Annotated in this window: 24 protein-coding genes; 7 read left to right on the top strand and 17 right to left on the bottom strand. The window is 69.3% G+C overall.

The window, feature by feature from the left end; all coding sequences use genetic code 11:
- Position 1 precedes the first annotated feature (1 nt).
- Entirely contained in the window at positions 2-358 is a 357-nt protein-coding gene (locus tag ACWA7K_RS08885) for a HepT-like ribonuclease domain-containing protein (RefSeq protein WP_456167677.1), read from the bottom strand.
- Positions 351-671: a nucleotidyltransferase family protein gene (locus ACWA7K_RS08880; protein WP_456167675.1), complete on the bottom strand. Its 321-nt coding sequence runs from the start codon at positions 669-671 to the stop codon at positions 351-353. Before ACWA7K_RS08880 ends, ACWA7K_RS08885 begins: the two co-directional genes overlap by 8 nt.
- A 56-nt stretch (positions 672-727) precedes the next feature.
- On the opposite strand from ACWA7K_RS08880, the gene rimO reads away from it, so the two are divergent.
- Both rimO and ACWA7K_RS08870 read left to right on the top strand, forming a co-directional pair.
- Positions 728-2104, top strand: a complete 1377-nt coding sequence (gene rimO, locus ACWA7K_RS08875; protein ID WP_456167673.1) for a 30S ribosomal protein S12 methylthiotransferase RimO — start codon at positions 728-730, stop codon at positions 2102-2104.
- Positions 2105-2123: 19 nt separating this feature from the next.
- Positions 2124-3377 (top strand): trans-sulfuration enzyme family protein, encoded by a 1254-nt coding sequence (locus ACWA7K_RS08870; protein WP_456167671.1) that lies wholly within the window; start codon positions 2124-2126, stop codon positions 3375-3377.
- 30 nt (positions 3378-3407) lie between these two features.
- Here ACWA7K_RS08870 and smpB read toward each other — a convergent pair whose 3' ends face one another.
- On the bottom strand, positions 3408-3875 hold the full coding sequence (smpB, locus tag ACWA7K_RS08865; protein ID WP_456167669.1) for an SsrA-binding protein SmpB: 468 nt from the start codon (positions 3873-3875) through the stop codon (positions 3408-3410).
- Between the two features lie 57 nt (positions 3876-3932).
- On the opposite strand from smpB, the gene ACWA7K_RS08860 reads away from it, so the two are divergent.
- Together ACWA7K_RS08860 and ACWA7K_RS08855 are read left to right on the top strand one after the other, a co-directional pair.
- Positions 3933-4400: a type II toxin-antitoxin system RatA family toxin gene (locus ACWA7K_RS08860; RefSeq protein ID WP_456167667.1), complete on the top strand. Its 468-nt coding sequence runs from the start codon at positions 3933-3935 to the stop codon at positions 4398-4400.
- On the top strand, positions 4387-4758 hold the full coding sequence (locus tag ACWA7K_RS08855; protein ID WP_456167665.1) for an RnfH family protein: 372 nt from the start codon (positions 4387-4389) through the stop codon (positions 4756-4758). Before ACWA7K_RS08860 ends, ACWA7K_RS08855 begins: the two co-directional genes overlap by 14 nt.
- Positions 4759-4774: 16 nt before the next feature.
- On the opposite strand, the gene ACWA7K_RS08850 is transcribed toward ACWA7K_RS08855, so the two are convergent.
- Positions 4775-5314 carry a DUF4124 domain-containing protein gene (locus tag ACWA7K_RS08850; protein WP_456167663.1) on the bottom strand — a complete coding sequence of 180 codons (540 nt, stop codon included), beginning with the start codon at positions 5312-5314 and terminating at the stop codon, positions 4775-4777.
- A 68-nt stretch (positions 5315-5382) separates the two neighbouring features.
- Between ACWA7K_RS08850 and guaB the strand changes: the two genes are divergently transcribed.
- Genes guaB through guaA form a run of 3 tightly spaced genes read left to right on the top strand, consistent with a single transcriptional unit; the run spans position 5383 to position 9715 of the window.
- On the top strand, positions 5383-6855 hold the full coding sequence (gene guaB, locus ACWA7K_RS08845) for an IMP dehydrogenase (RefSeq protein WP_456167661.1): 1473 nt from the start codon (positions 5383-5385) through the stop codon (positions 6853-6855).
- A gap of 2 nt (positions 6856-6857) precedes the next feature.
- Positions 6858-8105 (top strand): MFS transporter, encoded by a 1248-nt coding sequence (locus tag ACWA7K_RS08840; RefSeq protein ID WP_456167660.1) that lies wholly within the window; start codon positions 6858-6860, stop codon positions 8103-8105.
- 8 nt (positions 8106-8113) lie between these two features.
- A complete protein-coding gene (gene guaA / locus ACWA7K_RS08835; protein WP_456167658.1) occupies positions 8114-9715 on the top strand; it encodes a glutamine-hydrolyzing GMP synthase in 1602 nt (533 codons plus the stop codon).
- 13 nt (positions 9716-9728) lie between these two features.
- Here guaA and ACWA7K_RS08830 read toward each other — a convergent pair whose 3' ends face one another.
- From ACWA7K_RS08830 to ACWA7K_RS08770, 13 genes are all read right to left on the bottom strand, one after another.
- Positions 9729-11249: a GMC oxidoreductase gene (locus ACWA7K_RS08830; RefSeq protein WP_456167656.1), complete on the bottom strand. Its 1521-nt coding sequence runs from the start codon at positions 11247-11249 to the stop codon at positions 9729-9731.
- Between the two features lie 79 nt (positions 11250-11328).
- Positions 11329-12936: an aldehyde dehydrogenase (NADP(+)) gene (locus ACWA7K_RS08825; RefSeq protein ID WP_456167654.1), complete on the bottom strand. Its 1608-nt coding sequence runs from the start codon at positions 12934-12936 to the stop codon at positions 11329-11331.
- 32 nt (positions 12937-12968) lie between these two features.
- Positions 12969-13886, bottom strand: coding sequence for a dihydrodipicolinate synthase family protein (locus ACWA7K_RS08820; RefSeq protein ID WP_456167652.1), 918 nt, complete (start codon positions 13884-13886; stop codon positions 12969-12971).
- Between the two features lie 14 nt (positions 13887-13900).
- Positions 13901-15097 carry an L-rhamnonate dehydratase gene (locus ACWA7K_RS08815; RefSeq protein WP_456167650.1) on the bottom strand — a complete coding sequence of 399 codons (1197 nt, stop codon included), beginning with the start codon at positions 15095-15097 and terminating at the stop codon, positions 13901-13903.
- Between the two features lie 19 nt (positions 15098-15116).
- Positions 15117-16169: a 4-hydroxythreonine-4-phosphate dehydrogenase PdxA gene (locus tag ACWA7K_RS08810; RefSeq protein ID WP_456167648.1), complete on the bottom strand. Its 1053-nt coding sequence runs from the start codon at positions 16167-16169 to the stop codon at positions 15117-15119.
- A 31-nt stretch (positions 16170-16200) separates the two neighbouring features.
- Positions 16201-17178 carry a Bug family tripartite tricarboxylate transporter substrate binding protein gene (locus ACWA7K_RS08805; protein WP_456167646.1) on the bottom strand — a complete coding sequence of 326 codons (978 nt, stop codon included), beginning with the start codon at positions 17176-17178 and terminating at the stop codon, positions 16201-16203.
- Positions 17179-17255: 77 nt separating this feature from the next.
- Positions 17256-18365, bottom strand: a complete 1110-nt coding sequence (locus ACWA7K_RS08800) for an ABC transporter substrate-binding protein (protein ID WP_456167644.1) — start codon at positions 18363-18365, stop codon at positions 17256-17258.
- 79 nt (positions 18366-18444) lie between these two features.
- Positions 18445-19524, bottom strand: a complete 1080-nt coding sequence (locus ACWA7K_RS08795; RefSeq protein ID WP_456167642.1) for an ABC transporter permease — start codon at positions 19522-19524, stop codon at positions 18445-18447.
- The gene (locus ACWA7K_RS08790) at positions 19521-21074 is read right to left on the bottom strand and encodes a sugar ABC transporter ATP-binding protein (protein ID WP_456167640.1); all 1554 of its coding nucleotides are present in this window, start codon (positions 21072-21074) and stop codon (positions 19521-19523) included. Before ACWA7K_RS08790 ends, ACWA7K_RS08795 begins: the two co-directional genes overlap by 4 nt.
- Positions 21071-22000: a YncE family protein gene (locus ACWA7K_RS08785; RefSeq protein WP_456167638.1), complete on the bottom strand. Its 930-nt coding sequence runs from the start codon at positions 21998-22000 to the stop codon at positions 21071-21073. Before ACWA7K_RS08785 ends, ACWA7K_RS08790 begins: the two co-directional genes overlap by 4 nt.
- A 12-nt stretch (positions 22001-22012) precedes the next feature.
- A complete protein-coding gene (locus ACWA7K_RS08780) occupies positions 22013-22939 on the bottom strand; it encodes an SMP-30/gluconolactonase/LRE family protein (RefSeq protein ID WP_456167636.1) in 927 nt (308 codons plus the stop codon).
- A 3-nt stretch (positions 22940-22942) separates the two neighbouring features.
- Positions 22943-23671: a FadR/GntR family transcriptional regulator gene (locus tag ACWA7K_RS08775; protein WP_456167634.1), complete on the bottom strand. Its 729-nt coding sequence runs from the start codon at positions 23669-23671 to the stop codon at positions 22943-22945.
- Between the two features lie 107 nt (positions 23672-23778).
- On the bottom strand, positions 23779-24315 hold the full coding sequence (locus ACWA7K_RS08770) for a PaaI family thioesterase (protein WP_456167632.1): 537 nt from the start codon (positions 24313-24315) through the stop codon (positions 23779-23781).
- Positions 24316-24350: the final 35 nt, after the last annotated feature.

Below are 24350 nucleotides of genomic sequence, written 5' to 3'. Positions count from 1 at the left end.
CTCAGATGGAGGACGCATCGAGCTTGGCGAGCACCTCGGCCAATCGGGACTCCAGATCTGGCAAGTCATGTCGAACGGTATCGAACACGGTTACGTCGTCGACGGTGTCGTAGCCATGGATGATCCGGTTGCGAAGCCCGATCGCGAGTCGTGCTCCCGGAATCGTGGCGACCAGCTCGGCGTCTTCCCGCTGCAGTCTGGTGCATGCCTCGCCGAGGATCTCGAGCTGTCGTTCGACGGCGGATCTGACCAGAAGGTCCCGCAGGTACCCGTCCAACGCCATGTCCTGAGTGAACTGGCGTGCTGCCCGGATCGCCTGCAAGGCATCGAACAACAGGGCGGGGCGGCGGTCAGGCATGGACCGGGATCCGGGTGCGCGCGACCTCGGCGGCGAAGTAAGGGTTGCGGATCGACCCGGGATCGACGAGATCCACGCTGCGGCCGAGCAGGGTCTCCAGCGCTTCAGCCAGATCGATCAGCCGCATGGCGCGTGAGCCTGGCGCATCCGGGTCCAAGCGGACCAGGAAGTCGTAGTCGCTGCGACCTTCGACATCGGTCCCGATGGCCGCCGAGCCGAACAATTCGAGGCTCGCGACCCCGTGCTGGCGACACAACGCGGCGATGGCCGGCTGGTGCCGCTTGAGCGATTCGGGCAAGGTCACGGTGTCCATCGCCAGATTATCGCGACGCCTGCGCCCCTTGCGGCAAGGCTGAGACAATCCGCCCCATGAGTGACACCGCGACTTCCGCCCCCCCCAAGATCGGCTTCGTCAGCCTGGGATGCCCGAAGGCCCTGACGGACTCCGAGCTGATCCTGACCCAGCTCAGCGCCGAGGGCTACACGACCAGCAAGACCTTCCAGGGTGCCGACCTGGTGATCGTCAACACCTGCGGCTTCATCGACGATGCCGTCAAGGAAAGCCTGGACACCATCGGCGAGGCACTGGCCGAGAACGGCAAGGTGATCGTCACCGGTTGCCTGGGTGCCAAGACGGCCGACAGTGGCGAGAACCTGGTGCAGAAGGTCCATCCGAAGGTGCTGGCCGTGACCGGCCCGCATGCGACGCAGGAGGTGATGGACGCGGTGCACGCGCATGTCCCCAAGCCGCACGACCCCTTCGTCGACCTGGTGCCGCCGGCCGGCATCAAGCTCACGCCGCGCCACTACGCCTACCTGAAGATCAGCGAGGGCTGCAATCACCGCTGCACCTTCTGCATCATCCCCAGCATGCGCGGCGACCTGGTCTCGCGCCCGGTCGGTGACGTGCTGACCGAGGCGCAGCGGCTGTTCGAGGGCGGTGTCAAGGAGCTGCTGGTGGTCAGCCAGGACACGTCGGCCTACGGCGTCGACGTCAAGTACCGCACCGGCTTCTGGAACGGCCAGCCGGTCAAGACCCGCATGCTCGACCTGGTGGCCAAGCTCGGCGAGATCGCCAAGCCCTTCGGCGCCTGGGTGCGGCTGCACTACGTCTATCCCTACCCGCATGTCGACGAGGTGCTGCCGCTGATGGCCGAGGGCCTCGTGCTGCCGTATCTCGACGTGCCTTTCCAGCATGCCCATCCGGACGTGCTCAAGCGCATGAAGCGCCCGGCCAGCGGCGAGCGCAACCTGGAGCGGCTGCTGAAGTGGCGCGAGGCCTGCCCCGAGCTGGTCGTGCGATCGACCTTCATCGCCGGCTTCCCCGGCGAGACAGAGGCCGAGTTCCAGACGCTGCTGGACTTCGTGCAGGAAGCGCAGATCGACCGCGCCGGCTGTTTCGCGTATTCGCCGGTGACCGGCGCGGCGGCCAACGAACTGCCCGGCGCCTTGCCCGACGAGGTCCGCGAGGAACGCCGCGCCCGCTTCATGGCGGTGGCCGAGGCGGTGTCGACCGAACGCCTGGCCCGCCGCGTCGGCGCGACCATGCAGGTGCTGGTCGACCGCGCGCCGGCGATGGGCCGCAAGGGCGGTGTTGCCCGCACCTATGCGGACGCGCCCGAGATCGACGGCACGGTGCAGATCCAGCCGCCGAGCAAGGCGTCCAAGACGATGAAGGTCGGCGAGTTCGCCCGCGTGCAGATCGTCGGCACCTCCGGGCACGACCTGATCGGCGAACTGCTCTGAAGCGGGCGAGGCGAGCGCGATGGCCGATCCACACGATGTTCCGGACGTTCCCGACGTTCCTGGCGACCTTCCCACCTCACCGCTCAGCACCGCGCTGATCCATCACCCCTACCGCGCCCCGGCCGAGTGGGACGCGATCCCGGTGGGCGTGCACAAGGCCTCGACCGTCTTCTTCCCGAACGTCAAGGCGTTGCGAGAGCGGCGCTGGGTCGACAAGAGCGGCTACACCTACGGCCTGAAGGGCACGCCGACCAGCTTCACGCTGGAGGCGCGTCTGGCCACGATCGAAGGCGCCGAACACGTCATGCTGGTGCCCAGCGGGCTGGCGGCGATCACGCTGGTCGACCTGGCCTTGCTGAAGTCGGGCGACGAGCTGCTGCTGCCCGACAACGTCTACGGCCCGAGCCTGTCGCTGGCCCAGCACGAGCTGGCGCGCTGGGGCATCACCTACCGCTTCTACGACCCCCTCGATGCGGCTTCGCTGGCATCGGCCCTGACGCCGGCCACGAAGCTGGTCTGGCTGGAAGCGGCCGGCTCGGTGACGATGGAATTCCCCGATCTGCGTGGCCTGATCCGCACCGCCCGGGCGAAGGCGCCGCAGGCCCGCATCGCGATCGACCACACGTGGGGATCGGGCCTGGCGTTCAACCCGTTCGAGCTGGGCGAGGCGGGCGTGGATGCGCCGGGCTTCGGCGTCGACATCGCCGTGCATGCGCTGACCAAGTACCCGTCCGGTGGCGGTGACGTGCTGATGGGCTCGGTCGCCTGCCGCGACGAGAAGCTGCGCGACACGCTGGCGTGGACCCACAGCCGGCTTGGCTACGGCGTCGGCGCGGACGATGTCTCGGCCGTGCTGCGTGGCCTGCCGACGCTGGAACTGCGCTACCGCGCGCAGGACCTGGCCGCGCGCCGCATCGCCGCCTGGGCGCAGACGCGGCCCGAGTTCGTGCGGGTGCTGCACCCGAGCCTGCCGACGTCGCCCGGCCATGCCCACTGGGCCGCGTTGTGCACGCAGGCGGCCGGACTGGTGACGGTGGAGGTGGATGCGGCGATCGGCTCGGCGCGGGTCGACGCCTTCGTCGATGCCCTGAGGCTGTTCCGCATCGGCTGGTCCTGGGCCGGCCCGGTCAGCCTGGTGGCGCCCTACAACCCGGCGACGCTGCGCCAGCGTCCGAGCCTTTTCAAGGGCCAGCTGGTGCGGCTGTGCATCGGGCTGGAGAACGTCGACGACCTGATCGCCGACCTGACGCAGGCGCTGGCCGCGCTGCGCTGACGCGGCGGCCGCCAAGCCGGCCGATCAGGCTCAGTCCTTGTTGCCGCTGGACGAGACCTTCGAGCGCATCAGGCGACCCTTCTCGCGCTCCCACTCGCGATCCTTGATGGTGTTGCGCTTGTCGTGTTCGGCCTTGCCCTTGGCCAGCGCGACATCGACCTTCACGCGGCCGCCCTTGTAGTGCAGGTTCAGCGGCACGAGGGTGTGGCCCTTCTGCTCGACCTTGCCGATCAGCCGGCGGATCTCGGCCTTGTGCATCAGCAGCTTCTTGGTCCGGTCGGGCTCGGGCTTGACGTGGGTCGACGCGCTGCGCAGCGCGTTGATGCGCGCGCCGATCAGGAACAGCTCGCCGTCCTTGATCACCACGTAGCCGTCGGTCAGCTGGACCTGGCCCGATCGGATCGCCTTGATCTCCCAGCCGGACAACACGATGCCGGCCTCGAAGCGTTCCTCGATGTGGTAGTTGAAAAAGGCCTTCTTGTTCTCGGCGATGCTCATGGCGGTCCTGCCGATGCGTCGGCTCTGGTCGGGTCGTTCTTAGAATCGGCGGATTGTATGAAGCACGTCAAGAAGTCCGTCCTCCTCTGGTACTCGCCGCGCGAGATGTACGACCTGGTCGTCGATGTCCCGGCCTACCCGCAGTTCCTGCCCTGGTGCCAGAAGGCCGAGGTCCTGAGCCAGGCCGAGGACGGTGTCACCGCCCGCCTGCACCTGTCGTTCGGCGGCGTGCGCCATGCCTTCACGACCCGCAACACGCACGTGCCGGGCGAACAGGTCGGCATGGCGCTGGTCGACGGGCCGTTCTCCAGCCTCGAAGGCGCATGGCGCTTCGTGCCGATCGGCACGCCCGCATCGGCCACGCCCGGTGGCGGCGCGCAGGCCTGCCGGGTCGAGTTCGAACTGCGTTATGCCTTCTCCAGCCGGCCGCTCGAACTGGTCGTCAGTCCCGTGTTCGACCGCATCGCCAACACCTTCGTCGACGCCTTCGTGGCCCGGGCCGAGCAGGTCCATGGCAAGCGCTGAGACCATCACCGTCCACGTCGTCGCCAGCCCGGCACCGCGCGAGACGATCTCGGTGACGCTGGCCTTGCCGAGCGGCTCGACGGTGGCCGATGCGGTCCGGGCCAGCGAACTGCTGGTCACCCATCCGGGCTTGCGCGAACTGGCGCTGCAGCCGTCCGGCGAGAGTGGCGTGATGGGCGCGTTGACCATCGCGGTGTGGGGCCGGGCGGCGGCACCGGATCGCCTGCTCGACGACGGCGACCGCGTCGAGATCGTGCGCCCGCTGAAGGTCGATCCGAAGGAAGCGCGCCGGCTGCGTTACGAGGTCCAGGGCGACCGCGGCCGGGTGCGCCGCAAGGTGGGCTCGCTGAAGGCCTGAGTCCCGCGAGGACGCCTCAGCGGCAGTCCGACGCGACGACCTCGCGCGCCCGGCGCAGTTCGGCGTCGCGCTCGGCGGCGGGCACGGTCTCGCGCTCGCCGCGCTCGTTGACACGCGCCAGCGGCACGCCGTTCTCCAGCGCACGCTGGTAGTCGCGCGCCCGGCTGCAGTTGGCCTGCCGCTCGCGGGCCTGGCGCTCCTCGTCGGCCTTGCGTTCGGCGGCTTCCGCAGCGCGCTTGCGGGCAGCCAGTTCGGGGTCGACGTTGCGGGTGCCGGACGTCTCCGATGCGGACGCGGCCGTGGCGGCGGAAGCGGCCGGGTCGGTCGCCGGAGCGTTGCGGGGCTGGGTGCTGGCAGGCGGCGCTGCAGCCGGCCGCGACAGCACGTCGCGCGCCGGGATGCCCGGTGGCGGCGGGCGGTCGCTGTACTGGACGCGACCATCGGCATCGCGCCATTTCCACTGGGCCATCGCCGGTGCGGCGAGGCTCGCCAAGGTGCTGATCAGGACGGTGCAGAACAGCAGACGGAGTGCGTCGGGGCGGTATGTGCAGGCCATGAATCGAGTGTACCGGCCGTGCCGTTGCGGGTTTTCTATAATCTCCTTTTGCGTCTGGAGCTTTCCTCATGCGCCTTCTAGGCAAAGCGCTCACCTTCGACGACGTGCTGCTCGTGCCAGCCTACTCGCAGGTCCTGCCGCGCGACACCAGCCTCGCGACCCCGCTGTCCCGCAACATCATGCTGAACCTGCCGCTCGTGTCGGCGGCGATGGACACCGTGACGGAGGCACGCCTGGCGATCGCGATCGCGCAGGAGGGCGGCATCGGCATCGTCCACAAGAACCTCAGCCCGAAGCAGCAGGCCGCCGAAGTGGCCCGCGTCAAGCGCTACGAATCCGGTCTGCTGAAGGACCCGATCACCATCTCGCCCGGCGTGCCGGTGCGCCACGTCATCGAGCTGTCGCGCCAGCATGGCATCTCGGGCTTCCCGGTCGTCGACGAAGGCCGCGTGGTGGGCATCGTGACCGGCCGCGACCTGCGTTTCGAGGCCCGCCTCGACGCCCCCGTGCGCGAGATCATGACCCCGCGCGAGCGCCTGATCACCGTGCGCGAAGGCGCCACGCTGGCCGAGGCCAAGGCGCTGATGCACCAGCACAAGCTCGAACGCGTGCTGGTCCTGAACGACCAGAGCGAGCTGCGCGGCCTGTTCACCGTCAAGGACATCACCAAGCAGACCAACTTCCCGAACGCCGCCCGCGATGCCCACGGCAAGCTGCGTGTCGGCGCGGCCGTCGGCGTCGGTGACGGCACCGAGGAACGTGTCGAGCTTCTCGCCCGCGCCGGCGTCGACGCCATCGTGGTCGACACCGCCCACGGCCACAGCGCCGGCGTCATCGAGCGCGTGCGCTGGGTCAAGCGCAACTTCCCGCAGGTCGACGTCATCGGCGGCAACATCGCCACCGGCGCGGCCGCGCTGGCGCTGGTCGAGGCCGGCGCCGACGGCGTCAAGGTCGGCATCGGCCCCGGCTCGATCTGCACCACCCGCATCGTCGCCGGCGTGGGCGTGCCGCAGATCACCGCGATCGACAACGTCGCCACCGCCCTGCAGGGCACCGGCGTGCCGCTGATCGCCGACGGCGGCATCCGCTACTCGGGCGACATCGCCAAGGCCATCGCCGCCGGTGCCAGCACCGTCATGATGGGCGGCATGTTCGCCGGCACCGAGGAAGCACCGGGCGAGGTCATCCTCTACCAGGGCCGCAGCTACAAGAGCTACCGCGGCATGGGCTCGATCGGCGCGATGAAGGCCGGCTCGGCCGACCGCTACTTCCAGGAGAACGACGAGAACGCCAACCCCAACGCCGACAAGCTCGTGCCCGAAGGCATCGAGGGTCGCGTGCCCTACAAGGGCTCGGTGGTGGCGATCCTGTTCCAGATGGCCGGCGGCGTCCGCGCCTCGATGGGCTACTGCGGCTGTGCCACGACCGACGAGATGCGCAGTCGCGCCGAGTTCGTCGAGATCACGTCGGCGGGCATCCGCGAGAGCCACGTCCACGACGTGCAGATCACCAAGGAAGCGCCGAACTACCGGCTGGAATGAGCGTGGCAGACCAGCCGGGCAGCGGCCGTCAGGCCGCCATGCCCTTCATCCTCGTCACGGTGCTGCTCGACATGGTCGCGATCGGTCTGATCGTGCCCGTGTTGCCGCTGATCGTCGGCCGCTTCACGGCCTCTCCTGCGGAGCAGACCTTCTGGTTCGGCGCCGTCACCTTCACCTTCGGCCTGGCCAACTTCTTCGCCGCGCCGGTACTCGGTGCGCTGTCGGACCGGTTCGGCCGCAGGCCTGTCCTGCTGCTGGGCATGAGTGGCCTGGCGCTCAGCTTCATCGTCACCGGCCTGGCCACTGCGCTGTGGATGCTGATCGTGGTGCGGCTGTTCAGCGGCGCGATGCAGGCCAATGCGGCGGTCGCCAATGCCTACGTCGCCGACATCACCGCGCCGGCCGACAGGGCCCGGCGCTTCGGCCTGCTCGGTGCGATGTTCGGCCTGGGCTTCATCCTCGGTCCGATGATGGGCGGCCTGCTCGGCGCGATCGACCTGCACCTGCCTTTCTTCGCCGCGGGCGGTCTGGCGATCGTCAACTGGCTGTACGGTTTCTTCGTGCTGCCTGAATCGCTGCCGGCCGACAAGCGCAGGGGGTTCGTCTGGCGCCGCGCGCATCCGTTCTCGGCGCTGCGCCAGCTCGGTCGGCTCGAAGGCGTCGGGCCGCTGATCGCCGTGATCGGCCTGGCCACGCTGGCGCAGTTCACGCTGCACTCGAGCTGGGTGCTGCACAACACCTTCAAGTTCGGCTGGGGACCGGCGGAGAACGGCTGGTCGCTGTTCGTCGTCGGCCTGATGTCCTTCCTGGTGCAGGGCGTGCTGCTGCGACCGCTGCTCAAGCGCTTCAGTCCGCAGGCCATCGCCAGCGTCGGCCTGGTCGGCTCGGCCCTGACCTATCTCGGCTTCGGCCTGTCGACGCAGGGTTGGATGATCTACGTCGTCATCGTCGTCGGCACGCTGCTGGGCGGCGGGGCCCAGGCGGCGATTCAGAGCCTGGTCTCGAATGCGGCCGACCCGCAGACGCAGGGCCAGACGGCTGGATCGGTCGCCTCGCTGACCAGCCTGATGGCGGTGCTGGCGCCGGTCATCGCCGCGCCGCTGCTGGGCATCGTCTCGCACCTGCCCAGGGGTGACGTCGGCATCGGCCTGCCGTTCTTCTTCTGCGCCTCGCTGCAGGCCATCGGCGCGACGATCGCCTTCCTCCACTTCCGGCGCCAGAAGGCGCTGCAACCCGCACCGGCGGTCTGACGCACACCATGCACGACAAGATCCTCATCCTCGACTTCGGCTCGCAGGTCACCCAGCTGATCGCCCGGCGCGTGCGCGAGGCGCAGGTCTACTGCGAGATCCATCCGAACGACGTCTCCGAGGACTTCATCCGCGCCTTCAACCCGCGCGGGATCATCCTGAGCGGCAGCCACGCCAGCACCTACGAGGACCACCAGCTGCGCGCCCCGCAGCTCGTCTGGGACCTGGGCGTGCCCGTGCTGGGCATCTGCTACGGCATGCAGACGATGGCAGTGCAGCTCGGCGGCACGGTCGAATGGAGTGATCACCGCGAGTTCGGCTACGCCGAGGTCCGCGCCCACGGCCACACGAAACTCTTCGATGCCATCGAGGATTTCCGCACCGTCGAGGGCCACGGCATGCTGAAGGTCTGGATGAGCCACGGCGACAAGGTCACCGCGCTGCCGCCGGGCTTCAAGCTGATGGCCAGCACCCCCAGCTGCCCGATCGCCGGCATGGCCGACGAGGCACGCCGCTACTACGCCGTCCAGTTCCACCCCGAGGTCACGCACACGCTGCAGGGCCAGGCGATGCTGACCCGCTTCGTGCGCGAGATCTGCGCCTGCAAGGGCGACTGGATCATGGGCGACTACATCGCCGAAGCCGTCGCGCGCATCCGCGAGCAGGTCGGTGACGAGGAGGTCATCCTCGGCCTGTCTGGCGGCGTCGACTCCAGCGTGGCCGCCGCGCTGATCCACCGCGCCATCGGCGACCAGCTCACCTGCGTCTTCGTCGACCACGGCCTGCTGCGCCTCAACGAAGGCGCGATGGTCATGGAGATGTTCGCCGGCCGGCTGCACGCCAAGGTCGTGCACGTGCAGGCCGCCGACCAGTTCATGGGCCACCTGAAGGGCGTCACCGACCCCGAGCAGAAGCGCAAGATCATCGGCCGCGAATTCGTCGAGGTCTTCAAGGCAGAAGCCGCCAAGCTCAAGGCCGCCGACAGCAGCGCCAAGGGCGCCAAGTGGCTGGCCCAGGGGACGATCTACCCGGACGTCGTCGAGAGCGGCGGCACCAAGACCAAGAAGGCCACGATCAAGAGCCACCACAACGTCGGCGGCCTGCCCGAACAGCTCGGCCTGAAGCTGCTGGAGCCGCTGCGCGAGCTGTTCAAGGACGAGGTCCGCGCCCTCGGCGTCGCCCTCGGCCTGCCGCACGACATGGTCTACCGCCACCCCTTCCCGGGCCCCGGCCTGGGCGTGCGCATCCTCGGCGAGGTCAAGCCCGAGTTCGCCTCGCTGCTGCAACGCGCCGACCACATCTTCATCGAGGAACTGCGCAAGACCGTCGACGAGGCCACCGGCAAGACCTGGTACGACCTGACCAGCCAGGCCTTCACCGTCTTCCTGCCGGTCAAGAGCGTCGGCGTGATGGGCGACGGCCGCACCTACGACTACGTCGTCGCGCTGCGCGCCGTCCAGACCAGCGACTTCATGACCGCCGACTGGGCCGAGCTGCCCTACAGCCTGCTCAAGCGCGTCTCCAGCCGCATCATCAACGAGGTCCGCGGCATCAACCGCGTGACCTACGACGTGAGCAGCAAGCCGCCGGCGACGATCGAGTGGGAGTGAGCTGATCAGCTCCCTACCGACCCCACGCATCCCGCAGATGCGCACCGACCCGCAAGCCCTGCGCCGCCACCGTCAACGCCGGGTTGACCGCCGCTGACGACGGGAAGAAGCCCGAGTCGACGACGTGGAGGTTGTCGTGGTCCCAGGCCTTGCAGTGGCTGTCCAGCGCTGACGTGGCCGGGTCGTCGCCGAAGCGGACCGTGCCGCACTGGTGCGAGACGACCTCGGTGCCGAAGCCCTTGGCCAGCACGATCGGGTAGCCGGTGTCGCGCAGGATCTGTCGGCAACGTTCGACCCAGCGCTGGTGCGCCTTCAGGTTGGTGCGGTGCCAGTGCAGGTTGATGTGGCCGTCCGGGCGCAGCGTGACGCGGCTGTCGGGGTGGGGCAGGTCCTCGCTCTGCGCGTACCAGTCGACGCTGTGCTCGGCCAGTGCGCTGCGGATGAAGGTCGGCACCTTGCCGAGCGGGCCGCGCAGCATCGGCTCGCGGATCTTGCCGAGCAGTTGCAGGCTGCCCAGCGGTGTGGTGCCGGGGCCGTCGCCGAAATAGAAGTCGTGCACCGCCAGCGTCTTCGGGAAGCGCGTGGTGTTCTTCTTGAACGGGTGCACGGCCATCAGCGCGGTCGTGTTGTGGGTCATGTAGTGGCGCCCGACCACGTCGCTGCTGTTGGCCAAGCCACGTGGGTGCCTCTCGTTGGCCGAACGCAGCAGCAGCGCGGCCGAGTTGATCGCGCCGGCGCTCAGCACGAACAGGTCGCCCCGGATGCGCTGGCGCTGGCCGTCGGCGATGACCTCGGCCTCGACGATGCGCCGGCCGGTCGCATCGGTGATCAGGCGCTCGACGAACACGCCCGGCCGCACCTCGACATTGCCTCGTGCCTGCGCCGGCCGGATCAGGCGCATCTCGGCATCGCCCTTGGCGTCGAAGCGGCAAGGCATGGCATCGCAGTTGGCGCAGCGGCGGCAACTGCCACCGGGGCCGAAGTCGACCGCGCTGGGCATCGGGAAGGGCTTCAGGCCTTGCGCCTTCAGGCGTGACTCGATCGTGGCCAGCAGCGGCTCGTGCGGCACCGGCGCATGGGCGTAGGGCTGCGAGCGCGGCGGATCGGTCGGGTCGAGCCCGCCTTCGCCGCGCACGCCGAAGAGCTGCTCGGCATGCCCGTACCAGGGCTCCAGATCGGCATAGCGGATCGGCCAGGCAGGAGAGATGCCTTCCTCGTGCTGCAACGCCTCGAAGTCCTGTTCGCGGAAGCGGAACATGGCCGTGCCGTAGAACTTGGTGTGCCCGCCGACGAAATAGAACATGCCCGGCCGGAACGGGCGTCCATCGGCAAACCAGGTGTCGGTGGTGCGGTAGCGGTGATCACAGAAGACGGCCTCGACGTCGCCGTTCTGCTTCTCGCGCGGCAGGACCGGACCGCGTTCCAGCACCAGCACGCGCGCGCCGCTGTCGGCCAGCTGCAGCGCGACCGAGCCGCCGCCGACGCCGGAGCCGATGATGACGACGTCGGCGTCGTTCGAGAGTTGTGATGGCATGGGGCGAGTCCTGGAAGTGGTGGAGACGATGTGGCGGCCCGGGCCTGATCGCAGCCGGGGTCGACTGTTCGTGCCTGACCTACCCCCCGCGCATGACCCCGTCGACCCGATGCGGTGCGCCTGCCAGGGCAGCATCCTGCAGCGCTGGCGGCAACAGCGCCTGCGGCAGGTCCTGGTAGCAGACCGGTCGCAGGAAACGTTCGATCGCGCGGGCGCCGACCGAGGTGGTGCGGCTGTCGGACGTGGCCGGATACGGGCCGCCGTGGACCATCGCCTGGCCGACCTCGACGCCGGTCGGGAAGCCGTTGACGAGGATGCGGCCGGCCTTGCGTTCGAGCAGCGGCAGCAGGCGGCGCGCGGCGGCCACGTCGGTCTCGTCGTCGGGTTGCAGGTGCAGCGTGGCGGTCAGCTGGCCGCCGAGGCGCTGCAGCAGCGCCTGCAGCTGGCCGAGGTCATCGCAGCGCACCAGCGTCGCGCAGGGGCCGAAGACCTCGTCCTCGAGTGACGGGTTGGCGAGCCAGTCGACGGCGCGGGTCTCGAACACGCGGGCCTGTGCAAGGCAGGCCGCGGCGGGTGCATCGGCTGCGGCGGGCTGGCCTTCGGCCATCGCGCGGACATTGACCTGATCGGCCAGATGGGCGGTGCCACGCTGGTAGGCCTGGTGAATGCCAGGGTTGAGCATCAGCCCCGCCGGCTTGGCGCCCAGGGACGTGGCGACGCCCGCGACGAAGCGGTCCCAGCCAGGCCCGGCGACGCCCAGCACCAGGCCGGGGTTGGTGCAGAACTGGCCGGTGCCCAGCGTCAGTGAATCGACGAAGCCGGCGGCGATGCGCTCGGCGCGGTCGGCCAATGCAGCGCCCAGCAGCACGACCGGGTTGATCGAGCTCATCTCGGCGTAGACGGGGATGGGCTGGGGCCGTTGCTGGGCGACCTGCAGCAGCGCGAGGCCGCCGTTGCGCGAGCCGGTGAAGCCGACCGCCTGGATCACCGGATGAGCCACCAGCGCCTGGCCGATCGCCTGTCCCGAGCCGTTCAGCAGCGAGAACACGCCCTCGGGCAGGCCGCAGGCCTGGACCGCGCGGCGCACCGCGCGGCCGACATGTTCGGACGTGCCCGGGTGCGACGAATGGCCCTTGACGACGACCGGGCACCCGGCGGCCAGCGCGGATGCCGTGTCACCGCCAGCGACCGAGAAGGCGAGCGGGAAGTTGCTGGCGCCGAACACCGCGACCGGCCCCAGCGGCACCTGGCGCTGGCGCAGGTCCGAACGTGGCAGCGGCTGGCGCGCGGGCAAGGGCGAGTCCAGCGTCAGGCCCATCCAGTGACCTTGCCGCAGCACCTGGGCGAACAGGCGCATCTGGCCGCAGGTGCGACCGCGTTCGCCTTCAAGGCGGGCGCGTGGCAGGCCGGTCTCGCGCATCGCGGTGTCGATCAGCGCCGCACCGATCGCCTCGATCTCGCGGGCGATGCGGTCGAGGAAGACGGCGCGGGCCTCGGCGCTGGTCTCGCGGTACGGGTCGAAGGCGGCTTCGGCCAGCGCGCAGGCCTGTTCGACCTCGGCCGCCGTGGCCTTGGCAAAGCCGATGCCGAAGCGTTCGCCGGTGCTCGGGTCGACCGCCTGGAAGCGCGCCTCGTCGGTGACGAGGTCGTGCGCGCCGACCAGCAGGGCGCCGGTGATGTCGTTCATGTCGTGTCTTTCGGGGCGATGGAAGTCCGAGCTCAGGCGGCCCAGCGCAGCACCAGCGCATCGAGCCGCCGGGCGGTCTCCAGCAGCAGGCGGCGGGCATCGGGGTTCAGCGGTGCGTAGGGGTGGCGCGGGGCTTCGCAGGCGATCACGCCGCCGGCCTTCATCAGTGCCTTGGCGGCGAGCGGGCCGCACTGGCGGTTCTCGATGTTGATGAGCGGGAGCCAGCGCTCATAGCCGGCGATGGCGTCGTCGCGCCGGCCCTCGCGCCAGGCGTCGAGGATCGGCCGCAGGCCGTCCGGGAAGCCGCCGCCGGTCATCGCGCCGGTCGCACCGGCGTCGAGGTCGGGGATCAGCGTGATCGCCTCCTCGCCGTCCCACGGGCCTTCGACGGCGTCGCCGCCCAGCCGGATCAGCTCGCGCAGCTTGGCGGCCGCACCGGCCGTCTCGATCTTGAAGTAGGACAGCTGCTCGATCTCGCGCGCCATGCGGGCCAGGAAGGCGGGCGACAGCACCGTTCCGCTGGCCGGGGCGTCCTGGACCATGATGGGGATGTCGATCGCGTCCGAGACCTGTTGGTAGAACTCGAAGATCTGCGTCTCGGGCACCCGGAAGGTGGCGCCGTGATAGGGCGGCATCACCATCACCATCGCCGCGCCCAGGTCCTGGGCCCGGCGGCTGCGTTCGGCGCAGACCTTCGAGCTGAAGTGGGTCGTGGTGACGATCACCGGCACGCGGCCGGCGACGTGTTCGAGCACCGTGCGGGTCAGCACCTCGCGCTCGTCGTCGGCCAGCAGGAACTGCTCGGAGAAGTTGGCCAGGATGCACAGGCCGTTCGAACCCGCGTCGATCATGAAGTCGACGCAGCGCTTCTGGCTCGCCAGATCGAGCTCGCCGCTGTCGGTGAACGGCGTGGGCACGACCGGGAACAGGCCCTGGTATCGACGGGTCATGGTGTGCCCCTGCGTCATTCGATGATCTCGAACTGGTCGAGATAGTCGCGCTTGAGCGTCAGGCCCAGGCCCGGCACGTCGTCGCGCAGTTGCAGGAAGCCGTTCTCGGCGATCGGCTCGCCGTCGAAGAGGTACCAGAACAGCTCGTTGCCGACCTCGACGTCGAAGATCGGGAAGTACTCGGCCATCGGCGAGGCCAGCGTGCTCATCGTCAGGTGGTAGTTGTGCATCTGGCCGGCGTGCGGGATGACCGGCACGCTGTAGGCCTCGCACAGCGCGTTGATCTTGTGCGCGGCCGTGATGCCGCCGACCCGGTTGGTGTCGTACTGCACGACGCTGACGGCCTTCTTGTCGAGCAGCTGCTTGAAGCCGTAGAGGCTGAACTCGTGTTCGCCGCCCGAGATCGGGATGCTGGTCAGCTGGTTCAGTTCCGCGTAGCCGTCGATGTCATCGGCGATCACCGGTTCTTCCAGCCAGCGCGGCTCGAACTTCTCCAGCTTGGGCAGCACGCGCTTGGCGTATTCGAGGTTCCAGCCCATGTAGCACTCGAGCATCAGGTCGTTCTCGTAGCCGATGACCTCGCGCACCGCCTCGACCGACTTCAGGTTCTCGGTCACGCCCTGCTGGCCATGCGCGGGGCCGTAGCCGAAGCGCATCTTGAAGGCCTTGAAGCCCTGGTCCTTGAACTTCTGCGCCTCGTCCTGCATGGCCTTCAGGTCGGTGCGGTAGAGCTTGCTGTAGTAGCAGGGGATCTTCTCCTTGGTGCGACCGCCCAGCAGCTTGAAGACCGGCTTGTTGACGCTCTTGCCGAGGATGTCCCAGATCGCCAGGTCGACCGCCGAGATCGCGGCCATCGTCACGCCCTTGCGGCCCCAGGCGTGGGTGGCGCGGTACATGCGCTGCCACAGGTATTCGTAGTCCCACGGGTCCTGGCCGATCACCAGCGGCGTCAGGTACTCGTCGATGATGGCCTTGGCGATCTTGGGTGCCAGCGCGACGTTGCCCAGGCCGACGATGCCGTCATCGGTCTCGATCTCGACGAGGGTCCAGCCGTGGAAGCGGAAGGTGTTCATCGTGTCGGTGCCGGCCGCATGGGCGTTGGCACGGTTGTCGTACACGAGGTCCATCGCGTTGGAGCAGAAGTTGCCCTGCGGCGGGACGGTCTTGCCCTTCCATTCGAAGACGCGGGCGCGGACGGACTTGATTTTCATGGTGATGCTCTCAATGCTCTCAGCGGTGGTTGGACGAGGAGCCGAACAGCGAACGGCCCTGTTGATAGGACAGGCCCATGCGGCAGGCGATCTGGAAGGCGTTGGCGGTGGCCTCGACGCTGGCGCGGCCGGCGCCGGCGATGTCGTAGGCGGTGCCGTGGGCCGGCGTGGTGATCGGGATCGGCAGGCCGCCCTGGACGGTCACGCCCTTGGAGAAGCCCATCAGCTTGATCGCGATCTGGCCCTGGTCGTGATACATCGTGACGACCGCATCGAGCTCGCCATCGCGGGCCTTCAGGAAGATGGTGTCGGCCGGGAAGGGCCCCGTGACGGGGATGCCTTCGGCCTGCAGCGCCTGCACGGCCGGGGCGATCACGTCGATCTCCTCGCGCCCGCAGGTGCCGCCGTCGCCGTTGTGCGGATTGAAGCCCGCGACCGCCACACGTGGCGAGGCCACGCCGTTGGCCTGCAGCGAGCGGTAGATCAGGCGCGAGGCATCGGCGATGCGTTCGATGCTCAGGAAGCCGGCCGCGTCCTTCAGCGGCACATGCGAGGACACCCGCGAGGTCCACAGGTGGCCCAAGGTGTTGAATTCGCAGAAGTAGCCGGTCACGCCGAGGTGTTCGGCGAAGTGGTGCAGCTCGTCCTCGTGGCGCAGGCCGCCTTGCTTCATCGCGAACTTGTTGAGCGGCGCGAAGCAGATCGCGTCGATCTCTCGGCGCAGCGCGGCGTCCATGCAGCGGTCCAGCACCTGCAGGACCGAGTGGCCGCCGGCCGCATCGGCCTGGCCTCGCCGGACCTGTTGCGACAGCACCGTGTCGACCGCCAGGAAGGCCGGCGGGGCATCGGCCGGCCGTGACCGCACATCGGCCAGCGAGGCCACGGGCTGCGTCTCGACCCGGACACCGGCGATGGCCTGGCCGTCCTGCCAGAGCCAGTCGTCGCCGACCAGCACCACGCGGGCCTGCACCATCAGGTCGGTGCGGGCCATCAGCCGGGCGATCAGCTCCGGGCCGATGCCGGCGGGGTCGCCCAGGGTCAGGGCGACGACCGGTGCCTGTGCTTCGTTCATGTGTGTCCTCCTTCAGGCCAACTGGCCGGGTTCAGTCGGCCTTGATGCCGCGCTTGCGGATGAGCTCGGCGTAACGCCGGTTCTCTGCGGTGTGGAAGGCCTGGAACTGCGTCGGGCTCAGGGGCGTCAGGTCCGCGCCGATGTTCGCCAGCCGGGCACGGGTCTCGGGCTGCACCAGGATTCGGGCGACCTCGTCGGCAACCCGCTGCTGGACCGCCCGGGGTGTCGCGGCCGGCATGTAGATGCCGTACCAGGCACTCATCTCGACGCCCTTGATGCCGCTTTCGGCCAGTGTCGGCACGTCGGGCAGCTCGGGGTTGCGCGCGCTGGCGCAGACCGCCAGCGGCCGCAGCTTGCCGCTGCGGATGTGCGGCATCACCGAGGCCAGCGTGTCGAAGCTCATCTGCACCTGGCCGGCCATCAGGTCGACCAGTGCCGGGCCGGAGCCGCGGTAGGGAATGTGGACCATGGCGGCGCCGACGGCGTCCTCGAACAGCTCGCCGGCGATGTGCTGCGTGCTGCCGTTGCCCGAGGAGGCGTAGTTGACCTGGCCGGGCTGGCGTCGCACCTGGGCCACCAGGTCGGCCACGGTCCTGAATGGTGAAGCTGCGCTGACCACGAGCACATTGGGCACGGCGCCGACGTAGGCCACCGGAACGAGGTCACGGTCGTTGTCGTAGGCCAGCTTGATCAGGTGCGGCGCAATCGCGTGCGCGGTCGACACACCCATCACCATCGTGTGGCCATCGGTCGACTTGGCGACCACGTCGGCGGCCAGCGTGTTGGAGGCGCCGGGTCGGTTCTCCACCACGACCGTGGTCTTGAGCGCCGGGCCGAGCTTGTCGGCCACCGCACGCGCCATGGCGTCGGTGCCGCCGCCGGGGCTGGAGCCCACCATCATGCGGATGGACTGGCTCGGCCAGGTCTGGGAAAGGACCGGGGGCGCCGTGAACAGGCTGGCCAGCAGGCAGGTCGACAGCGCCAGAAGGTCGCGGGCGGATCGTTTCATGGCAGGGCTCCCGGCATGGGTTCAGCTGGATGTGCCGGGCCGGCGACCGTTGCCGGATCGCTGGCCCGGTCCTGGGATCACTTGCCCCAGATCGCCTTGTATTGCGTGCGATAGCCGTTGTCCGGATCGAAGATGTTCTTCGGGCCGCCGTCCTTGCCGACGTTCTCCGGCGTGACCAGATGGACCTTGGGCACATAGCCCGACCACGCCACCTTGCTGAAGGCGCGGTTGAACTCGTCGACGATCTGCCAGCCCTGCATGTTCAGCGGCTCGGGCACCGTGCCGGCCTGGAAGCGCTTGGTGCGGATGCGCTGGTAGGCGGCTTCCGAGCCGTCACCGGCGGACACCGCCTTCGGGTTGCCGTCACCCTTCTTGCCGGCCGCCGTCAGGGCGCTGCCCATGAAGTCGAAGTACAGGTCGTTGATGGCCAGCGAGTGGGTCCACTTGTCGCCGAAGCGCTGCAGCAGCGAGGCGGTCAGCTGCGGCATGCGGGTCGAGCTTTCCGCGATCGGGCTGTCCTCGAAGCTCAGCACCGTGCAGCCGCCGCACTTCTTGATGACGGCTTCCATCGCGCGGGCCTTGTAGACGGCAATCGCGTATTGCGAGTCGGTGAAGATGACCACGCCGGCCTTGCCGCCGGAGTCGACCACGGCCCAGGAAGCGGCCACGTCGGCGACGTCGTCGGTGACGGTCGTGACGTTGGCGAACAGGCCGGCAGCCGCGTTCGGGCCGGGCTTCTCGCCGGCATGCCAGCCGACCAGCGGGATGCCGGACTTGGCGGCGTTCTCGAAGGCGACCTTCTGCTCGGTGACGTCGAAGCCGCCGACCACGATGCCGGCCGGCTTGAGCGCCAGCGCCTGGTTCAGCGCGGCGGTGCGGCCGCTGACGGAACCCTGGCCGTCGATCACGCGGACGTTCCAGCCGATCGCCTTGCCGGCTTCCTCGACGCCTTGCGAGACGCCCAGGATGCCGCCGTTCTTCAGGTCGGCTGCGACGAACACGATGGTCTTGCCGGCGACGGCCTTGGGGCCGGTGGTGGGGCCGTCCCACTTCTCCTTGGTCATCGTCGCGATGGCGACCTTCTGCTTGGCGGCATCGAGGAAGTCGTCGGCCAGCGCCGAACTCGCGTAGCCGGCCGCGAACACGGCAAGGGCCAGGGCGCTGAAGCGCCGTTGCACTGAGGTCATGCTTGTCTCCTGTTGGATGGGTCTGTGGTCAAGGTGAAGGCCGTCGCCATGAGGCTGGTCGGCGGCCGTGGGGGGAAACCTAGGAAGCGGAGGCGGGCGGCGCGTCGCCGAGCTGGCGTTCGGCGATGCGGCGCTTGATGGACAGGTTGCGGCGCTGCTGGGCCCAGCCGGCGATGCCGATGGACACGAGCAGGGTCAGGCCGTTGAAGAGCGGCTCGACGTAGAAGGCGCCGCCGAACTGCTGGATGCCGGAGATGCCGATGGCGAGGATGGCCACCCCGATCAGCGTGCCCCAGACATTGACGCGGCCGGGCCGGATCGTGGTGGAGCCGAGGAAGGCGCCGACCAGCGCCGGCAGCAGGAATTCGAGGCCGACGCTGGCCTGGCCGATCTGCAGCCGCGAGGCCAGCATCACGCCGGCAAAGCCCGACAAGGTGCCCGAGGCCACGAAGGCGCCCATGACGTGGCGGCGCACCGAGATGCCGTTGAGCTGCGCCGCCTTCGGGTTGGCGCCGATCACGTAGAGCGCCCGTCCCAGCGGCGTGAACTCGGTGACCAGCCAGATCGCGAGGCTGACGGCCAGTACGTAGAAGGCACCGATCGGCAGGCCCAGCAGGTTGCCGCCGGCAATCGCCACGAAGGCATCGGGCAGCTCGCCGACCACCTGACGACCGCCGCTGTGCCACAGCGCGACCGCGTAGATCACGGTGCCGGTGCCGAGCGTGGCGATGAAGGAATCGATCTGCGCGAGTTCGACCAGCAGGCCGTTCAGCACGCCGAACAGCGCCGCGCAGGCGATGACGATCAGCACGGCGGCCGGCCAGGGCAGGCCGTAGCGGGTCTGCAGGCTGATGGCCAGGATGTGCCACAGCACGATGCCGTAGCCCACCGTCAGGTCGATCTTGCCGGTGATCATCGGGATCGTCGCGGCCAGCGCGAGCAGCGCGATGACGGACTTGTCGGCCAGGATCGACCGCAGGTTGAACAGCGTCGGGAAGGTGTCGGGCAACAGCAGCGAGAACAGCAGCGCCAGGCCGACCGTCAGCATCACCAGGCCATAGACGGGCAGGGCGCGCGACAGGCGCTGGCCCAGCGAGACGGCATCGCCGTCGAGGGAACGGTCCGGCTCCAGCGCCGTGGACTTGATCGAGGCGGTCATGCCATGGTCTCCAGGTTTTCGTTCTTGTTCGCGTGGTCGTGTGCGTGGGCGAGCGGGCTGGCACCTGCGGCCAGCGCGAGCAGCTTCTCGACCGTGATGTCGGCACCGGTCAGCTCGGCGGCGATCAGGCCGTCGCGGAAGACCAGCACGCGGTTGCAGACCGTGGCGACCTCCTCGAAGTCGGTCGACACCACGATCAGCGCGGTGCCGGTCTCGGCCCGCTGGCGCAGCACGCCGTAGATCTGCCGCTTGGCGCCGACGTCGACGCCGGCGGTGGGTTCTTCCAGCACGACCAGCGGCTTGTCGAGGTGGAACCAGCGCGCCAGCACGACCTTCTGCTGGTTGCCGCCCGACAGCTGCGTGATCTCGGCGGCCGGGGCCGGCGGGTTGACGTCGAACTGGCGGATCAGCGCCATCGCCGATTCGGCTTCCCGCCGGCGCCGGTCGAGCGACAGGCCGCGGTCGCCGTGCAGCGACGGGTGCGGGAACAGGTTCTCCAGCACGCTCATCGAGCCGGCCAGGTTCTCTTCCAGCCGCTCGCCGGCGACATAGGCCACGCCGGCCCGGATCGCCTCGGCGCAGTCGCGGAAGGTGACCAGCTCGCCGGCCAGCTTCATGCGCCCGGCCGACAGCGGCTCGCGGCCGAACAGCGCGCGGCTGATGGCCTCGTGGCCGGCGCCGCGCAGGCCGACCAGGCCCACCACCTCGCCACGCCGCACCGCGAAGCTCAGCGGGCCGGCATTGCCGCTGGCGGCGTCGTCCAGCTCCAGCACGACGGGGCTGTCGACCGGTGCGGCGGCCTTGACGACCTCGCGCGACAGCGCCTTGCCGACGATCAGCCGGACCAGCTCGTCCTGGCCGGTCTCGGCCGTGCGCAGCACCGACACCAGCTTGCCGTCGCGCATCACGGCGGCGCGGTCGGAGATCGCCATCACCTCGTCGAGCCGGTGCGAGACATAGACCATCGCCATGCCCTGCCGCCGCAGCTCGCGCAGCACGGTGAACAGGCGCTCGACGTCGGCCATCGGCAGGCTGGCCGAGGGTTCGTCCAGCACCAGCAGACGGGCCTGGACTTCCAGCGCACGGCCGATCGCCAGCAGCGACTTCTCGGCCCGCGTCAGCGAGAAGACGCGCCGTTCCGGGTCGATGTCGCAGCCGACGCGGGCCAGCACGCGGCGGGCCCGGTCACGTGCGGCGGCCCAGTCGATCAGGCCGAAACGCTTCGGGTAGCCCATGCCCAGCGCGACGTTCTCGGCCACCGTCATCCACTCGACCAGGCCGAGGTCCTGGTGGATGAAGGCGACCGGCTGGCGCGCGCGGTCGCGGCTGCGCCACTCGGCCTCGGGCCGGCCATCGAACAGGATCTCGCCGTCGTCGCTCGGGTAGATGCCGGCCAGCAGCTTGATCAGCGTGGACTTGCCGGCACCGTTCTCGCCCAGCAGCGCGACGATCTCGCCCGGGTGGATGTCGAAGGACACGCGGTCGACCGCCTGGGTGCCGCCGAAGCGCTTGCTGATGCCCCGGAAGGACAACAAGGGTGTCGTGCTCACAGCGACACCACCGTCGACACGTCGGGCTCGCGCTGGGTGGCGATGTAGCGCACCGGCTTCAGCGTGTCGGTGTCCAGCACCATCACGCGGTCGTTGTCCTGCGAGATGAAGGCCAGCGGCAGGCTCGGGTGGAAGGACAGTGCGATGGCGCGCGCCTCCATCTTCAGGTGGCCGGTCTCGGCCAGCGTCACCGGGTCGACCACCGACAGGCTGCGTTCGCCGTAGTTGCTGGTGAACAGGCGACCGTCGCGGTGGCGGTGGATGCGCGTCACGTCGTCGCGTGACGGGGCGCTCAGGCGCACCGTCATCGTCTCGGTGTCGATCGCCGCGAGCGTGTTGCTCCAGCGGTTGCTGACGTAGAGCGTGCGCTCGTCCTCGCTCAGGCAATAGCCCTCGGGCTTCTGGCCCGGGTGGCAGGCGACCGGCTGGGCCAGCGGATCCCACGGCTTCACCTTGGTCACCGTGTGGCTCAGCAGGTTCATGCAGTAGGCCGTCTGGCCGTCGCGGGTCAGCGCGAACAGATGGCTCTTGATGCCGCCCGACGGCACCGCGCGGCGCGCCTGGGTGTCGGTCTCGGGCTGTTCCAGCACCAGCAGCGTGGCCTTCTCCTCGCTCAGCGCGTAGAGGCGGTCGTGCTGGTCCATCTGCAGGCCGTGGATCCGGTTGAACGGGAACAGGTCTATGGACCGGACCAGTTGAGCCGAACGAATGTCGACCTGGAGCAGCGCATGACCCCCCGATCCGACATGGCCGGAGGTCTCGACGCCGTAGTGGCCGACATAGGCGTGGCGCTGCGCGCTGTCGGTCACGAACTCGTGCGGGAAGTCGGGCAGCGCCAGCGAGCGCAGCCGCTCGCCCGATTCAAGGTCATACCAGCTGATGCAGTGCGCGCACTTCTCGACCAGCAGCAAGGTGTCTCGGCTCATGGTGTCGTCCGTTCAGGGGGCCTGCAGGCCCCGGGTGTCGAGGACCAGGCGGTACAGCGACCGGCTGGCGCAGATGTAGAGCTCGTTGCGGCCGGGGCCGCCGAAGGTCAGGTTGCCGACCTTCTCCGGCACGGGGATGCGGGCCAGGCGGGTGCCGTCCGGGTGGTAGACCTGCACGCTGTCGGCGCTGCTGGTGTAGAGCCAGCCCTGTTCGTCGATGCGGAAACCGTCGGCCAGGCCGGGGTTGACGACCGCAAAGACACGCGGGTTCGCCAGCGTGCGCCCGCCGATCACGTCGAAGGCGACGATGTGGTGGTGGCCACCGCCGTCGCCGCGCAGCGCGGCCGAGGTGTCGGAGACGTAGAGCACGCGCTCGTCGGGCGAGAAGGCCAGGCCGTTGGGCTCGTCGACGAAGTCGCTGGCGATGTCCAGCGCGCCGCTGGCCGGGTCGTAGCGGAAGACGTGGTTGGCGCGCTGTTCCGGCTCGGCCTGGTGACCCTCGTGGTCCGAGGCGATGCCGTAGGGCGGGTCGCTGAACCAGATCGTGCCGTCGGACTTGACGACCACGTCGTTGGGCGAGTTCAGGCGCCGGCCCTGGTAGTGGCTGACGACGACCTCGTCGGCGACGGGCTCCAGGGTGCCGGGCCTGAAGCGGGTCCGCACGATCGCGCGCTGGCCGTGCGAGCAGTGCAGCAGCGCGCCATCGGCCTCGCGGAAGTGGCCGTTGGTGAACTCGACCGCGTCACGCCAGACGCTCATGCCGTCGCGCGGATGCCAGCGCAGCATGCGGTTGGCGGGGATGTCGCTCCACAGCACCGAGCCGTCCTCGTGCATCCACACCGGCCCTTCGCTCCAGGTCGCGCCGGTGCACAGGCGTTCGAGCTGGCAAGCCTGTGGCACCACCCGGGCGAAGCGGGCGTCGAGGATCTCGATCGTCATGGCCTACCTCTTCAGTTCCGACAGCGTCGTCGTGTAGACGCTGTCCAGGTGGCTGCGCATGGCGTCGCCGGCGCGGGTCGGGTGCTTGGAGCGCAGTGCGGCGACGATGGCGCGGTGGTCCTCGACGCTGCGGGCGATCGCGCCCTTGTGCTTCAGCGCCTTGCGCCGCGCGTCCAGCGCGAAGGCATACAGGTCGACCACGAAGGTGGCCAGCAGCTCGTTGCCGCAGGCCTCGTACAGGACGGTGTGGAACTCGCGGTCGGAGATCTGGAAGCGCACCGGGTCGTTGACCATCGTGGCCTGCTCGGCCACCAGCGCCTCCAGCCGATCCAGCGTCGCCGGCTTCATGCGCGCGGCGGCCAGGCGGACCACCTCGACCTCGACCAGCCCGCGCGCCTCGGTCACTTCCTCGATCGAGCGGCCCTTGAACAGGCCGAAGGACGACACGGTGTCCTGCAGCGTCTGCCCGGCGGTGCCCAGCACCTTGGTGCGCGCGCCCTGCGACACGCCCAGCATCTTGCGACCCGCCAGCACCGAGATTGCCCCCCGTACCGACTCGCGCGACACCGACAGCGTGGCCGCCAGCTCGCGCTCGGACGGCAGTTCGTCGCCCGGCTGCAGCAGGCCGGTCTGGATCATCGACGCGATCTTGTCGGCGACCTGGTCCTTGACCGTGCGCTTGGTGATCTCGCGGGATTCGGAGCCTGGAACGCGGTGGTGGAGGATGTCCACGACGCTGCCCTTTCCGGATGGAGTGGTTGACTGGTCGGGCAAGCATACCAGTGGGTCCGAAACGGAAACGCGAGGGAAATCCCTCGTGGCCGCGCTCGTCCGCTGGCTCAGCCCGGCCGTTGGTCGAAGATCAGGCAGGTCGTCGTCGCGTGTGCGTAGAGCTTGCCGTCCGGACCGACGATGCGGCCTTCGGCCGTGCCGGTCTGGCGCCCGACGTGGATGACCTTGCCTTCGGCGCGGACCCGCGGCACCGCGTCGGTCAGCGCACGAACCACGTTGAGCTTGAGTTCCAGCGTCGTGTAGGCGCGTCCGGCCGGCAGGGTCGAGTGGATGGCGCAGGCCACCGCCGAATCCAGCAGCGTCGCGAACCAGCCGCCATGCACGGTGCCGAGCGGGTTGTAGTGCCGCCGCTGCGGTCGCCCCTGGAAGACGGCTTCGCCCGGCGCCATGTGGATCGGCACGAAGTCCAGCGTCTCGCCGATGGGCGGCGGCGGCAGCTCGCCGGCGAAGACGGCCTCGAAGACCTCCATGCCGGACAGGCCCGCCAGCGACCGTGTCGGCGGCGGCGCGTCGGCCGGCCTCAGTCGGGCACGCACGGCCTGTTCGTCCGAGAGCCATTGCGCGAGCAGTTCCTGGGGGTCCATGACCGGTTCCTCTTGTCGACGGGTTGGGGGCGGGT

This window comes from Leptothrix mechoopdaensis (SeqCode), from assembly GCF_053893855.1.
The sequence above is the reverse complement of the archived record's forward strand: the minus strand, read 5'-3'. Positions and strand labels throughout refer to the sequence as shown.